The sequence below is a fragment of the Bacillus nitratireducens genome, from assembly GCF_036320425.1.
GTDB lineage: Bacteria > Bacillota > Bacilli > Bacillales > Bacillaceae_G > Bacillus_A > Bacillus_A nitratireducens.
Window position 1 is genome coordinate 588,316 of record NZ_JAUMJO010000002.1, and the last position, 15,068, is coordinate 603,383.

A 15,068-nucleotide genomic window follows, 5' to 3' on the forward strand; every position below is an offset into this window, starting at 1 on the left:
TTTCGGTAAAAGATTCACTGTTTTTATTTTATTTTTGATTCCACTGTATTATGATTAAATGTATGCAAGGTAGCAGAAGTGAAAGAAGGCGAATAGAAATGTTTGTAGCAGAACATGAAGTTGAAATCCGCTATGCGGAAACAGACCAGATGGGTGTTGTTTACCATTCAAACTATTTAGTGTGGCTGGAACTTGGGCGCACTAAACTTATACAAGAATTAGGATTTTCATATGTTGAAATGGAGAAAGAGGGAATTATTTCTCCTGTATTAGACTTGCAAATTTCATATCGTAAAGCAATGCGTTACGGAGAAAAAGCAATTGTGAAAACATGGATTGATACTGTGAGTCCACTTCGTGTTGTATATGGTTATGAAATATATAACGGTGATGGTGAGCTTTGCATTACTGCAAGTACAACGAATATTTGTGCGAAAAAAGAAGGGTTCCGCCCTGTATCATTTAAAAAATTATATCCTGAGTGGTATGCGAAATATGAGGAAATTAAAAAGAAATAAAAAAGCGTGGCAGAAGCCACGCTTTTTTATTTTTCATAATTAAATTGAGGGAAATCATCACCGTCGTTAAATGTAACAGATAAATTATGTCCATCGAAGAACCACTCATCATCGCCTTCAATAAAGAAGTTAATACCTTCTTCTTGAGTTTGAACAGCAGGGTGCGCAGGGTCATCTTTACGAATACCTAAAGAAAGTCCTTTTTGCACAGTACTGCAACCGCCGTATTGTACGAAAAGGCGTAGTGTTTCACCCGATTGTAAGTTTAATTCGTTTTTATACCATTGTGCTGCTTCTTTTGTTACGGAAAGATTCATGTACAGTTCCTCCAAATTATGTTGCTTTTTCTTTAGTATAAAAAATAACGCAAAAAGACGCTATTAATATGCTTCACGTTTTCTTTTTGCGTTATGTGGGTTACGATCTTATTTTTGCTTTTTTGAAAAGTTTGCTTTCGGTTCAGTTTTATTTATAATTCGTCCGATATTTGCACGGTGTTTATAAATAACCATACCTGCTAATAAACACATCGCAATAATGAAGATTTTATCCCCGCTAACAATGGATGCGATAACAGCAACGACAGCTGTTACCATAGAAGAAAGTGATACGTATCTTGTTGTAAATAAAAGGCTGAAAAAGACAACAGCTAATATTGCAAAAACAACTGGTGAATAGCATAATAGCACCCCAGCAGAAGTTGCAACTGCTTTCCCCCCGCGGAATTTCGCAAAGATTGGATATACATGTCCAAGAACAGCTGCTAATCCAAACCATAGTGGGTGAACATCTAATCCGAAAATAATCGGTAGACTTGTTGCTAATGTACCTTTTAAAATGTCAGCAATTGTAACGATGAAACCTGCTTTTTTCCCTAGTGTACGGAATGTATTTGTTCCGCCTAAATTACCGCTTCCATGCTCACGAATGTCAATTCCATAGCCGATTTTTCCAACGACTAATGCAAACGGAATCGAGCCAAGTAAGTAGGCAACGATAAATAAAAGATATGTAATAACCATGAGTTCAGTCTCCTTTATACAAATGTGTTGATAAAGGGTAAAAAGAGTTTTTCCCGTATATTGTACCATACATTTGTAAAGAGCACATTTCTTTTTTACAAATGAAAAAGTCATTAATTTTTTAAAAAAATTTCACAGGAATGTTACATTTTTCACAAATACACTAGAACTATATGTTGTATGATTTTAATCAAAAGACAACAACATGTTGGTGGGGGGTTATGAATGTTGAAACAAAATGTACGTGGAGAAGAATTAATGAAAGTATTTGAGACAATTATACACGGTAATGAACAAGATTTAATGCAGGAAAATGCAAATGTAGATGGCCGATCTCCAATGGGAGTGATGGGAACGTTCGCATCTGAAAGCGCAAAGTATTATGCTGTAGCAAATTTACTATCAGATCAAGTGAAAAAAGCGATAGATCAAAATATATTATATCCACATGATTTGGATTTTTATGCAACAGGAACGACGACTTGTTCGCAAATTCCTTTAGCACAAATGCTTGCTACCGGTTTTCATACTGGACATGGACATATGAGACAACCGCAAGACATTAAAAGTGCGTTGGCGCTTTCTTCAATTATTTTTCAAGCAAATCAAAACATGCAGCATGGTGGTCAATCGTTTGCACTCTTTGATATTGATTTAGCTCCATATGTGAGAAAAACAGTAGCGAGACATAAGAAACGATTACAGTCATATCCGCTTACGAAAGAACAAATAGAAGAATTTGCATGGAAAGAAACAGAAAATGATACGTATCAGGCGTGTGAAGCTTTCATTCATAATTCAAATAGTATGCACAGTAGGGGCGGGGGACAAGTACCGTTTATTTCTATAAATTATGGAACAGACACATCAAAAGAGGGACGGTTATTAGTTAGACAGCTTTTAAAAGCGACACAGGCTGGTCTTGGTAAAGGGGAAACACCGATTTTTCCTATTCAAATTTTCAAAATGAAAAAAGGTGTGAACTTTGAAGAGTGTGATCCGAACTATGATTTATTTGAATTAGCGTTAGAGACAACGGCTGAACGATTATTCCCTAACTTTTCATTTTTAGATGCGCCATTTAATGCAGTGCATTATGATGGAAGACCGGAAAGTGAAGTATGTTACATGGGATGCCGTACCCGTGTTATGTCTAACATACATGGAGAAGAAACAGCGATTGGAAGAGGGAATTTATCATTTACGTCTATAAACTTAGTAAAATTAGCGTTAATTAGTGGTTCAAAAGAAGCGTTCTTTGAAGCGTTAAATTATTATTTAGATTTAGGAATTACGCAATTATTAGAGAGATTTGAGTATCAATGTACGAAGCGAGCGAGAGATTTTCGATTTTTATATTCACAAGGTGTATGGCGCGGTGGAGAAAAGTTACAGCCTGAAGATTCTGTAGCATCCATTTTAAAACAAGGGACGTTAAGTCTTGGTTTTATCGGTCTTGCGGAATGTTTAGTAGCTTTAACAGGAAAGCATCATGGAGAAGATGCAGAATCATGGAAACTCGGGTATGAAATCATTTCCTTTATGAGAGATAGAATGGATAAAGCGACAGAAGAACATGAACTGAATTTCTCAGTAATTGCAACTCCTGCCGAAGGCTTATCAGGGAAGTTTGTGAAAAAAGATAGGGAGAAATTTGGTGTGATTAGCGGTATAACGAACCATAATTATTATACGAATTCATTCCATATCCCAGTTTACTATAACATTCAAGCGATAAATAAAATTCGTTTAGAAGGACCTTTCCATGCCCTATGTAACGGGGGACATATTACGTATATTGAACTAGACGGAGCAGCTATGCATAACAAAAAGGCATTAAAGCAAATTGTGCAAGCGATGGCAGAGAATGGCGTTGGATACGGTTCAATTAATCATCCAGTTGATCGTTGTAAGTGCTGTAGTTATCACGGAGTTATTGAGAATGAATGTCCAAGCTGTGGAAATGAAGATGAGGCTAATATAGAAAGAATTCGCCGTATAACGGGCTATCTTGTAGGAGATATGTCGAAATGGAATAGTGCGAAACGTAGTGAAGAGATGGATCGGGTGAAGCATAAATGAAAGTTATGAACATCATTCATGATAGTGTAGTAGATGGAGAAGGATTGCGGACAGTCGTGTTTTTTGCGGGCTGTCCGCATCGTTGTTTTGGGTGTCATAATCCGGCATCTTGGAATGTTTGCAACGGAACTGAAATGACAGTAGAAGAAATTGTGAAAGAGATTGCAAGTAATCCATTAACTGATGTAACATTTTCAGGTGGAGATCCATTCTTCCAAGCTGCTGAAGTGAAAAAAGTAGCAAAAGCTGTGAAAGATTTGAAAAAAAGTCTATGGATGTATACAGGTTATACGTTAGAAGAGATACAGAGTTCTCAAAATAATGATATGATAGAGTTGTTACATTATGGGGATGTTTTAGTCGATGGAAGATTTGAAATCGAGAAAAAAGATTTAACACTTCCATTTCGCGGAAGCTCCAATCAACGTATTATTCGATTGAAAGAGTAAAAAGGCGGGATAGATTATATGAATAAAACAGTATTACTTGTTGAAGATGAAAGAAGATTACGTGAAATCGTTAGCGATTATTTTCGTAATGAAGGCTTTGAAGTAATCGAAGCAGAAGACGGAAAAAAAGCGTTAGAATTATTTGCAGAGCATGAAATTGATTTAATTATGTTAGATATTATGTTACCAGAAATAGATGGATGGTCTGTTTGTAGACGAATTAGAAAAGAATCAGCAGTACCAATTATTATGCTAACAGCACGTTCAGATGAGGATGATACATTACTAGGGTTCGAATTAGGTGCAGATGAGTATGTAACAAAACCTTTTAGTCCAAAAGTGTTAGTAGCTCGAGCAAAGACATTATTGAAACGTGCGGATGGTGCGGTAGGTGTAACTGAAGAAAATGCTATGTCTTTAGCTGGAATAGAAGTGAATCGACTATCTAGAACCGTTTTAGTCGATGGAGAAGAAATTATATTGACACATAAGGAATTTGAACTTCTTGTTTATTTAATGGAGAACAAAGGAATTGTGTTGTCACGTCAACATTTATTAGATCAGTTATGGGGATATGATTACTACGGTGATGACCGAACGGTGGATACTCATATTAAAAAACTACGAAATAAACTAGGAGATAAAGCGAAGCATATCGGTACTGTTATTCGAGTTGGTTATAAGTTTGAAGAATAACCTTTAAGTTACTATGCACTTTAGCTTCGGGATATAGCAAATTTATACTCTCCTTTGTAGGTGGAATGTACAAAAAATACTTTTCTTGTCTACAATGATAGATAGGAGTATTTTTTAAATTGGATTTCACGATGAGTTCACAAGAAGGACACAAAAAGTGACTATACTGAAAGTACGAGTTCACCAGAGAGGGGAAATAAAACATGGGATATTACGACGGACCGAATTTAAATGAAGAGCATAGTGAAACGAGAGAAATGAAAAAATCAGGTAGTAAAAAAGGATACTTTTTTACAGGTTTAGTTGGAGCTGTAGTCGGGGCTGTTACAATTAGTTTTGCAGCACCTTACATGCCATGGATGCAAAATAATGGCGCGGCAGTTTCATCATTCAATTCTAATCAACAAGTGGAAGGTACGCTAGCTCCTGTTGTTAATAAAGCGAAGGGCGAAACTGATTTGCCAGGTATGGTTGAAGGGGCAAAGGATGTTGTAGTTGGTGTAATTAATATGCAGAAGACTATTGATCCGTTTGCAATGCAACCGGCAGAACAAGAGCAAACAGCTGGCACAGGATCAGGTGTTATTTATAAAAAATCAGGAAATAAAGCATATATTGTAACAAATAACCACGTTGTAGATGGTGCAAATAAACTTGCTGTTAAATTGAGCGACGGAAAGCAAGTTGATGCAAAGTTAGTTGGTAAGGACCCTTGGTTAGACTTAGCAGTTGTAGAGATTGATGGATCTGCTGTTAATAAAGTTGCAACTTTAGGTGATTCTAGTAAACTTCGTGCTGGAGAAAAAGCAATTGCAATCGGTAACCCACTTGGATTTGACGGTAGTGTAACGGAAGGTATTATCAGTAGTAAAGAACGTGAAATTCCAGTAGATATTGATGGGGACAAACGTCCAGATTGGCAAGCACAAGTTATTCAAACAGATGCAGCGATTAACCCTGGTAATAGTGGCGGTGCATTATTTAACCAAAACGGTGAATTAATTGGAATTAACTCAAGTAAAATTGCGCAGCAAGAAGTTGAGGGGATTGGTTTTGCAATTCCAATTAATGTCGCAAAACCAGTTATTGAATCGCTTGAAAAAGACGGAGTAGTGAAACGACCAGCTCTTGGTGTAGGTGTAGTTTCATTAGAAGATGTGCAAGCTTATGCATTAAACCAATTAAAAGTACCAAAAGAAGTAACAAATGGCGTTGTGTTAGGTAAAATTTATCCAGTATCACCAGCAGAAAAAGCTGGTTTAGAGCAATATGATATTGTAGTATCATTAGATGATCAAAAAGTAGAAAATTCACTTCAATTCCGTAAATATTTATATGAAAAGAAAAAAGTAGGCGAGAAAGTAGAAGTTACGTTCTATCGCAACGGTCAAAAAATGACGAAAACAGCTACACTAGCAGATAATTCAGCTACAAAGAATCAATAATCGGAATAAAAGAAAGTCTCTTTCATGTTGAAAGAGACTTTCTTTATCGGCTATACTAAAGGAATAGGAGGGATAAATTATGACAATTGAAAACCCAACTCGTACGGAAATTGGTGAAGTATTAAAGAAAAGCAAAACGATTGCGGTTGTTGGATTATCGGATAAAGCAGAACGTACATCGTATATGGTTTCAAAAGCAATGCAAGATGCAGGGTACCGTATTATACCGGTAAACCCAACAGTAGATGAGGTGCTTGGAGAAAAAGCAGTTTCTTCACTAAAGGATATTAAGGAACATGTTGACATTGTAAATGTATTCCGCCGCTCAGAATTTTTAATGGATGTTGCGAAAGAGTTTGTAGAGATTGATGCAGATGTTTTTTGGGCACAATTAGGAGTACAAGATGAAGATACATATAAACTTTTACAAGAAAAAGGCTATACTGTAATAATGGATCGTTGTATTAAAGTAGAGCATGCGATGACAAAGTAGTTTATGTTTTGGTAACGGAAATGTTAATTCCGCCCCTTATATATGATGGGGTAGATGAACGAGGTGTTCATCATGAGATTTTTTAAAGGCTGTTTTTGGGGATTGTTACTTGTTATCCCGTTTTGGATATTGATCATTTGGATCATGATAAAGGTTTGGAATGTATAATCTTGGAATACATATCCATTTCTCGTTGACAAACGATTATTTTTCTGAAATAGTAGCCTAGAGGAATCCTTGTGAAAAAACAAGGATTTTTCTATTGAAAATGGTATATAAAATAGATAAGATAACTTGCCAAAACTATAGTCGAGGCGTTATTCTATAATAGAAACATATGTTCTGATTTGATTAGGAAAGGGGCAAGGAGTTTGGCGAAGCATCAGTTCCAATATAATGAAGATGCAATTCAAGTGCTAGAAGGACTTGAAGCCGTTCGAAAACGCCCGGGTATGTATATCGGGAGTACGGATAGCCGTGGATTGCATCATTTAGTATATGAAATAGTAGATAACTCCGTTGACGAAGCGTTAGCGGGATTTGGCGACGAAATTTCTGTCGTAATACATAAAGATAATAGTATTAGTGTTATTGATAAAGGGCGAGGAATGCCTACGGGAATGCATAAACTTGGGAAACCAACACCTGAAGTTATTTTAACTGTACTTCATGCTGGTGGTAAGTTTGGTCAAGGTGGCTATAAAACAAGTGGTGGTTTACACGGTGTTGGGGCATCAGTTGTAAATGCCTTGTCAGAATGGTTAGTAGTAACGATTAAACGTGATGGAAGCATTTATGAACAACGCTTTGAAAATGGTGGTATTCCTGCAACGACGTTAGAGAAAATCGGGAAGACAAAAGAGTCTGGTACAACAATGCATTTTAAACCAGATACAACTATTTTCAGTACAACAAATTACAATTATGAAACATTATGTGAGAGATTACGTGAATCTGCATTCTTATTAAAAGGAATGAAAATCTCGATAAAAGATGAACGTAATGATTTAGAGGATGTATTTCATTATGAAACAGGAATTGAAGCTTTCGTTTCATACTTAAACGAAGAGAAAGATTCGATTCATCCAGTTGTATACTTCACTGGTGAACAAAACGGAATTGAAGCAGAGTTAGCATTCCAGTTTAACGATGGCTATTCAGAAAACATTCTTTCGTTTGTAAATAATGTACGTACAAAAGATGGGGGAACACACGAAGCTGGATTTAAAACAGCAATGACGCGTGTGTTCAATGAGTATGCTCGTAAAGTATCGTTATTAAAAGAAAAAGATAAAAACTTAGAAGGTACAGATATTCGTGAAGGTGTAGCGGCTATCGTTTCTGTACGTGTACCAGAAGAAGTACTTCAGTTTGAAGGGCAAACGAAAGGGAAACTAGGTACAAGTGAAGCTCGTTCTTCAATTGATGCAATTGTATCTGAGCATTTAGCTTACTTTTTAGAAGAAAACCCGGATGTTGCTACACTTCTTGTGAGAAAGGCAGTTAAAGCAGCGCAGGCACGTGAGGCTGCTCGTAAAGCGAGAGAAGAAGCGCGTACTGGTAAGAAGAAGAAAAAATCAGAAGGTACTTTAAGCGGGAAGTTAACCCCTGCGCAATCACGTAATCCGCAGAAAAATGAATTATATTTAGTAGAGGGTGACTCTGCCGGTGGTTCTGCGAAACAAGGGCGAGATCGCCGTTTTCAAGCTGTATTGCCATTACGTGGTAAAGTAATTAACACGGAAAAAGCAAAGCTTGCTGATATTTTTAAGAATGAAGAGATTAATACGATTATATACGCAATTGGCGGTGGCGTAGGGAATGAGTTCGCTGTTGAAGATATTAACTACGATAAAGTTGTTATTATGACCGATGCAGATACGGACGGAGCACATATTCAAGTGTTACTACTGACGTTCTTCTACCGTTATATGAAACCACTTATTGAAGCTGGTAAAGTATTTATCGCACTTCCACCTTTATATAAAGTAAGTAAAGGAAAAGGGAAAAGTGAAGTAATTGAATATGCATGGTCTGATGAAGAGTTAGATGGTGTAACAAAAAAGGTCGGTAAAGGCTATATGTTGCAGCGCTATAAAGGACTTGGCGAAATGAATGCCGATCAATTATGGGAGACAACGATGAATCCTGAAACACGTACGTTAATTCGTGTGAAAATTGACGATGCATCAAGAGCTGAGCGTCGAGTTACGACATTGATGGGTGATAAAGTAGAACCTCGCCGTAAATGGATCGAACGAAATGTACAATTTGGTATGCAAGAAGAGGGAAATATTTTAGAAAATGAAATGATTATGGAGACGGAGGTGGAATAACATGCAGGCAGAGAAGTTTCATGACCTCCCGCTTGAAGACGTGTTAGGTGACCGCTTTGCACGTTATAGTAAATATATTATTCAAGACCGTGCGCTTCCAGATGCGCGTGACGGTTTAAAACCGGTACAAAGACGTATTTTATATTCTATGTATGTAGAAGGAAATGTACATGATAAAGCGTTTCGTAAATCAGCTAAAACAGTAGGTAATGTTATTGGTAACTACCATCCACACGGAGATTCCTCTGTATATGAGGCGATGGTACGTTTAAGTCAAACTTGGAAAGTACGTAATGTTTTAGTTGAAATGCATGGTAATAATGGTAGTGTTGATGGCGATCCAGCAGCGGCAATGCGTTATACAGAAGCGCGTTTATCACCAATCGCATCTGAGTTATTACGTGATCTTGATAAAGAAACAGTAGAATTTGTGTCAAACTTCGATGATACGAGTGAAGAACCAGTCGTATTACCGGCAATGTTCCCGAACTTATTAGTGAACGGATCGACAGGGATTTCAGCGGGTTATGCAACAGAAATTCCTCCGCATCACCTTGGAGAAGTAATTGATGCGACGATGATGCGTATTGATAAGCCGAATAGTACTGTTGATGATTTATTAACAGTCATTAAAGGGCCAGATTTCCCAACAGGTGGTATTATTCAAGGGATTGATGGTATTAAAAAAGCGTACGAAACAGGGAAGGGTAAAATTATTATTCGCGGAAAAGCAGAAGTTGAAACGATTCGTGGTGGGAAGCAACAAATCGTTATTACAGAAATTCCGTATGAAGTAAATAAAGCAAACCTTGTTAAGAAAATGGATGAATTACGTCTAGATAAAAAGCTAGATGGAATTGCTGAAGTGCGTGATGAGACAGATCGTACAGGTCTTCGCATCGTTGTAGAATTAAAAAAAGAAGTAAATGCTGAAGGCATTTTAAATTATTTATATAAAAATACAGATTTACAAATTCCATATAATTTTAATATGGTAGCGATAAATCATCGTCGTCCAACACTTATGACATTACCTAAAATTTTGGATGCATATATTGGACACCAAAAAGAAGTTGTTACGAGACGTTCACAATATGAATTACGAAAAGCAGAAAATCGTCAGCATATTGTAGAAGGTTTAAAGAAAGCATTATCAATTTTAGATGAAGTGATTGAAACAATTCGTGGGTCTAAAGATAAGCGTAATGCGAAAGATAATTTAAGTGCGAAATTTGGATTTACAGAGGCGCAGTCAGAAGCAATTGTTTCGTTGCAACTATATCGTTTAACGAATACAGATATTACAGCGCTAGAGCAAGAAGCAGCTGAACTTAGTAAGAAAATTATAGAGTTACAGTCGATTCTACAAAGTGAAAAAAGGCTTCTTCAAGTTATTAAAACAGATTTGAAGAGAGTAAAGAAAACATATAGTGATGATCGCCGTGCGATAATTGAAGAGGAAATTGAAGAAATTAAAATTGATGTGGAAGTTATGATTCCGCAAGAAGATGTCATCGTTACTGTAACGAAAGAAGGATATGTGAAACGAACAGGTTGGCGTTCGCATAATGCATCGAACGGGAAAGACTTCGGTATGAAAGAGGGTGACATCTTACTAGAGCGTTTCGATACAAACACGACAGAAACCATTCTTTTATTTACGAACAAAGGAAATTATATTTATCTTCCTGTATATGAAATGCCAGAAATTCGTTGGAAAGATTTAGGTCAACACGTTGCGAATCTTGTTACACTCGAGCGAGATGAAACGTTAATTTGGGCAACAGTCGTACCGAATTTTGAAGAAGAAAAACGATTTATCGTATTTGTTACACGAAACGGTATGATTAAGAAAACCGAATTAAACCAATATAAAGTGCAACGTTATTCAAGAGCGTTCGTCGCTGTAAACTTGAAAAAAGAAGATGAAGTTGTTGATATATTTGCGACAGATGGAACGAGTGATATTGTTCTTGCAACTCATGGTGCATATGCACTTATTTTCCATGAAGATGAAGTAAGTCCAGTTGGTGTAAGGGCCGCTGGTGTAAAAGCAATTAATTTAAAAGAAGATGATTATGTCGCTTCTGGTAAACCGTTAAATGGTGAAAAAGATCAACTTATTCTCGTGACGCAGCGAGGTGCTGTAAAACGTCTAAAAGCATCAGAAATTGAGAAATCAACGAGGGCGAAGCGAGGTCTTGTTATTTTCAAAGAGTTAAAGCGTAATCCGTACCGCATTGTCGGTATTGAAATTGTGCGAGACGATGAACTAATTTACATGAAGACAGAGAAACACATTGTAGAAGAAATTGATCCGAAAGCGTATCGAAATAAAGACCGGTATAGTAACGGTAGTTTAGTATTAGATGTTAATGATACTGGTGAAGTTGTAGAAACGTGGACGAAGAAAAGAACGGAGTAAAGGAAGCATCTTGCTATCATTCATAGCAAGATGCTTTTTTATAAGCAAATCATTATGTATATAAAAATAATCTTGTTATAATAATGAAATGAAATCGTTCTCATAAAGTGGAACTTTAATCAGTGGGGATTTTCTTTATCCCCACTGATTATTAGTTGAACTAATCGGGCTTTTACGAGCAGTTGATTCCTCACCTAATTTCTTTGCTTTCGCTGAATTTTGAGGTAGGAATCTTACTGCCCGTTAAAGCGGGACAAATGGAGGGGCAACATGAAAAAAATAGGTGTAGGGATTGTAGGATTTGGATTTTCTAGTACAACATTTCACATCCCGTTATTACAAACGATAGAAGAATATGATATTCGTGCTATTTTATCATCAAAAGAAGAAGTAGTGAAACAAGCATTACCAAATACTGAAGTTGTTGACACAATTGAGGAATTAGTAAATCGTGCTGATATTGACTTAGTAGTTATTACTTCACCGAATACAACGCATTTTCCATATGTAAAAGAAGCGATTGTACATGGTAAGCATGTTGTTGTGGAAAAACCATTCGTTGTTTCAATTGAAGAAGGAGAAGAACTTATTTCATTAGCGAAGCAACATAATGTCGTTTTAAGTGTGTATCACAATCGCCGTTTTGATAATGATTTCTTAACGATAAAGAAATTGTTAGAAGAAAAAAGAATAGGGAATGTATACGCATATGAAGCGCATTTCGATCGTTTCCGCCCACATGTACGTGATCGCTGGAGAGAAAAGAATTTACCAGGATCAGGAATTTTATATGATTTAGGCTCACATTTAATTGATCAAGCATTTTCATTATTTGGGAAACCAGATGCGATACATGCTGATGTAATAAAGCAACGACCAGGTGCAGAAATTGATGACTACTTCCATGTTGTACTTCACTACGGAGTAAAGCGTGTCATTTTACATAGTAGCAGTTACGTAAAGCAAGCAGGTCCACATTTTACACTGCATGGAGATAAAGGTTCTATCGTGAAGTATGGTATGGATTCACAGGAAGAACAATTAAAGACTGGAATGAAGCCAGGAGATAATGGTTATGGAGCAGACTCTGAAGAGAATTTTGCTACTTTAGAAACAGAAGAAGAGTTAGTGCGTATTCCGACAGAAGTTGGCTGTTACGAAATGTATTATAAGGGTGTAAGAGATAGTATTGTAAATGGTGAGAAACCACCTGTAACAGCAGAAGAAGGTTTAGAGGTTATTAAAGTGATTCAATTGGCTATTGAAAGTAGTGAAACGGGTAGAGTTATTCCTGTAAAATAAAAAAGACACGAATTTCGTGTCTTTTTTATTTTACAGGAATATGCGAATGTGACTAAGTATTTAGTTTAGTCGTTTGTCATACATTAATTGGATTTGTATGCCGTAAGGATCTTCAATAATACCATATGCTTCACTAAATATATTTTTTTCTAGTGGAGAGATTATTTTCACATGCTTATCGGAAATTAAATTATTATAAAATCTTTGTATTTCTTCTAAATTAGCACTTTGAATGCAAAGTGACATGTTATTTCCAACGTTATAACGTTCAGTAGGATTCATTGTATCTTCTGCTATCATTAGTTTTGTAGTCCCAATTTGTAAAACAGAGTGGGCAATATGATCTTTATTTTCACTTGTAATTTTAAAAGAATGATCTCTTTTCGCCAGTTCTTCGTACGTAACAATCATTAACTTCTTGGCGTCTAAATTACGTGTATAAAAATTAATTGCCGCCTTTGCTTGCCCATTCATTGAAAGAAAAATAGCTATTTCTAATGTCATAAATATAAAACTCCTTTATTAGTTAATAATTATAATATAGACTAAAAAGGTTTCAATACATGACACCTTTTCGGGAGGGAAATATGAAAAAAACTGAACGAATAAATGATATGCTTATTTTCTTAAATAATAAAAGATATTTTAACGCATTATCCGAAAGAAGTCTCCTTCCTGGGGCGTGTGAAAGACGATAGTCTAGCGGTAGGTGGGAGAGGAATTTCGGTTTGGCGCAGCCAAACATTTGATTTTCCTATTTATTTCGCTTCTGATATACTCAGTCTTATAAGAGGTAAAGTTTGGTATAACAATGAACGTAGATAATAGTCATGTTATTGTTTAGGTTGTGTGATCACTGTCATAGCTTATGGGAAATGAAGCGAAAAGTGAGATGAATTGATATGACAAAGCATAATAAGGCGTACAAATTTCGTCTGTATCCAATAGAAGAACAAGCACATCTTATTCGTAAAACTTTCGGGTGTGTACGCTTTGTGTATAACAAAATGCTGGCTGAGCGAGAAGAAATATACGAAACATACAAAGAGAACAAGGAAGAACTAAAGAAACAAAAATTCCCTACTCCTGCGAAATACAAAGTGGAGTATGAATGGTTGAAAGAAGTCGATTCCTTAGCATTGGCTAACGCTCAATTAAACTTGCAAACTGCCTATAAGAATTTTTTTAGTGGTCAAAGTGATTTTCCTACATTCAAAAATAGAAAAAGTAGAAAATCTTATACAACGAATCGAGTAAACGGAAATATTATGTTATTTCATGGTTATATCAAATTACCGAAATTGAAAATGGTGAAATTGAAGCAACATAGAGAGATCCCGCCAAATCATATCATCAAATCATGTACGATTTCGATGACACCAACTGGTAAGTATTACGTGTCTATTTTGACCGAATATGAAAAAGAAATCGCTCAAAAAGAAGTAGAAAGTGTAGTTGGATTAGACTTCGCAATGGCTGAATTGTACGTGAGTAGCGAAGATGAGAAAGCCAATTATCCTCGCTTTTATCGTCAGATGTTAGACAGATTAGCAAAGGCACAACGAGTATTAGCAAGACGAGTGAAAGATTCAGCGCGTTGGAATAAACAACGCATTCGTGTAGCGAAGTTACATGAAAAAGTCGCCAATCAACGTAAAAATTTCCTTCATCACAAGTCTAAAGAATTAGCTACGAGTTTTGACGTTGTAGCAATAGAAGACTTGCATATGCAAGGAATGTCACAAGCACTTCGCTTTGCTAAGAGTGTAGCGGATAACGGCTGGAGGATGTTCACGACATTTTTAGCATATAAGTTACAAGACCAAGGAAAACAGCTTGTAAAAATAGATAAATGGTTTCCTTCTACAAAGATGTGTAGTCGTTGTGGAAACAAAAAAGAAATGCCATTATGTGAACGCACGTATGCGTGTTCATGTGGACTCACAATCAGTCGTGACTATAACGCAGCTATCAATATCAAGAAGGAAGCCATGCGGTTATTAGCATTGATATAAATCGTAAGAAATAACCTTTGGAACAAGGGAGTTAGCTCGGCTGTCCTAAGACAAATTCGTTAGCTATCAAAAGTAGCGATAAACCGAGAAGCCCCCACTTCAAGTAAGCTAGTAAGACATGCTAAGTGGTGGGTAGTTCACACATGTATTACCTGATAATGTGCGTAATAATATTTCAATCATGGAACGAACACTTACCTTTGAAGTAACCAATCATAGTAATTTTAATCATTTTTTTGACATGAAAAAGCCCTTGAGATTTAAATATCCAAAGGGCTTTTTTGT

13 protein-coding genes and 2 pseudogenes are annotated in these 15,068 nt (G+C 36.3%); 12 read left to right on the forward strand and 3 right to left on the reverse strand.

Annotated features, from left to right (window positions below; genetic code table 11):
- The first annotated feature begins 98 nt into the window (after nt 1–98).
- Complete coding sequence (locus Q3V31_RS09370; RefSeq protein ID WP_000495819.1) at nt 99–518, forward strand: acyl-CoA thioesterase; 420 nt, start codon at nt 99–101, stop codon at nt 516–518.
- A gap of 26 nt (nt 519–544) precedes the next feature.
- Here the strand turns inward: Q3V31_RS09370 and Q3V31_RS09375 are convergent, their stop codons facing one another.
- On the reverse strand, nt 545–835 hold the full coding sequence (locus Q3V31_RS09375) for a HesB/YadR/YfhF family protein (RefSeq protein ID WP_001054449.1): 291 nt from the start codon (nt 833–835) through the stop codon (nt 545–547).
- A gap of 108 nt (nt 836–943) precedes the next feature.
- Nucleotides 944–1,540: a glycerol-3-phosphate 1-O-acyltransferase PlsY gene (gene plsY, locus Q3V31_RS09380; RefSeq protein ID WP_000237189.1), complete on the reverse strand. Its 597-nt coding sequence runs from the start codon at nt 1,538–1,540 to the stop codon at nt 944–946.
- 225 nt (nt 1,541–1,765) lie between these two features.
- Here plsY and Q3V31_RS09385 point away from each other — a divergent pair, with 225 nt between their 5' ends.
- The 8 genes from Q3V31_RS09385 to Q3V31_RS09420 all read left to right on the forward strand — a co-directional run bounded on the left by Q3V31_RS09385 (nt 1,766) and on the right by Q3V31_RS09420 (nt 12,768).
- On the forward strand, nt 1,766–3,622 hold the full coding sequence (locus Q3V31_RS09385) for an anaerobic ribonucleoside triphosphate reductase (protein WP_090813921.1): 1,857 nt from the start codon (nt 1,766–1,768) through the stop codon (nt 3,620–3,622).
- Entirely contained in the window at nt 3,619–4,071 is a 453-nt protein-coding gene (nrdG, locus tag Q3V31_RS09390) for an anaerobic ribonucleoside-triphosphate reductase activating protein (protein WP_000867055.1), read from the forward strand. Before Q3V31_RS09385 ends, nrdG begins: the two co-directional genes overlap by 4 nt.
- A gap of 18 nt (nt 4,072–4,089) precedes the next feature.
- On the forward strand, nt 4,090–4,767 hold the full coding sequence (locus tag Q3V31_RS09395; protein WP_001044681.1) for a response regulator transcription factor: 678 nt from the start codon (nt 4,090–4,092) through the stop codon (nt 4,765–4,767).
- A 203-nt stretch (nt 4,768–4,970) separates the two neighbouring features.
- Nucleotides 4,971–6,212, forward strand: a complete 1,242-nt coding sequence (locus Q3V31_RS09400) for a S1C family serine protease (RefSeq protein ID WP_000542627.1) — start codon at nt 4,971–4,973, stop codon at nt 6,210–6,212.
- Nucleotides 6,213–6,291: 79 nt separating this feature from the next.
- Nucleotides 6,292–6,705: a CoA-binding protein gene (locus tag Q3V31_RS09405; RefSeq protein ID WP_000151377.1), complete on the forward strand. Its 414-nt coding sequence runs from the start codon at nt 6,292–6,294 to the stop codon at nt 6,703–6,705.
- Nucleotides 6,706–7,076: 371 nt separating this feature from the next.
- Nucleotides 7,077–9,041: a DNA topoisomerase IV subunit B gene (gene parE, locus Q3V31_RS09410; protein ID WP_001062211.1), complete on the forward strand. Its 1,965-nt coding sequence runs from the start codon at nt 7,077–7,079 to the stop codon at nt 9,039–9,041.
- A gap of 1 nt (nt 9,042) precedes the next feature.
- Entirely contained in the window at nt 9,043–11,466 is a 2,424-nt protein-coding gene (parC, locus tag Q3V31_RS09415; RefSeq protein WP_001147481.1) for a DNA topoisomerase IV subunit A, read from the forward strand.
- Nucleotides 11,467–11,736: 270 nt separating this feature from the next.
- The gene (locus Q3V31_RS09420; RefSeq protein WP_071735545.1) at nt 11,737–12,768 is read left to right on the forward strand and encodes an oxidoreductase; all 1,032 of its coding nucleotides are present in this window, start codon (nt 11,737–11,739) and stop codon (nt 12,766–12,768) included.
- 60 nt (nt 12,769–12,828) lie between these two features.
- On the opposite strand, the gene Q3V31_RS09425 is transcribed toward Q3V31_RS09420, so the two are convergent.
- Nucleotides 12,829–13,272 (reverse strand): VOC family protein, encoded by a 444-nt coding sequence (locus tag Q3V31_RS09425; protein WP_090813922.1) that lies wholly within the window; start codon nt 13,270–13,272, stop codon nt 12,829–12,831.
- 59 nt (nt 13,273–13,331) lie between these two features.
- Here Q3V31_RS09425 and Q3V31_RS30960 point away from each other — a divergent pair.
- The 3 genes and pseudogenes from Q3V31_RS30960 to Q3V31_RS30965 form a co-directional block, all read left to right on the forward strand.
- A pseudogene (locus Q3V31_RS30960) lies at nt 13,332–13,418 on the forward strand (helix-turn-helix transcriptional regulator); the annotation flags it as partial.
- 252 nt (nt 13,419–13,670) lie between these two features.
- Nucleotides 13,671–14,783: an RNA-guided endonuclease TnpB family protein gene (locus Q3V31_RS09430; RefSeq protein ID WP_090813924.1), complete on the forward strand. Its 1,113-nt coding sequence runs from the start codon at nt 13,671–13,673 to the stop codon at nt 14,781–14,783.
- A gap of 136 nt (nt 14,784–14,919) precedes the next feature.
- Nucleotides 14,920–15,018 (forward strand): annotated as a pseudogene (locus Q3V31_RS30965) (helix-turn-helix transcriptional regulator); the annotation flags it as partial.
- Nucleotides 15,019–15,068: the final 50 nt, after the last annotated feature.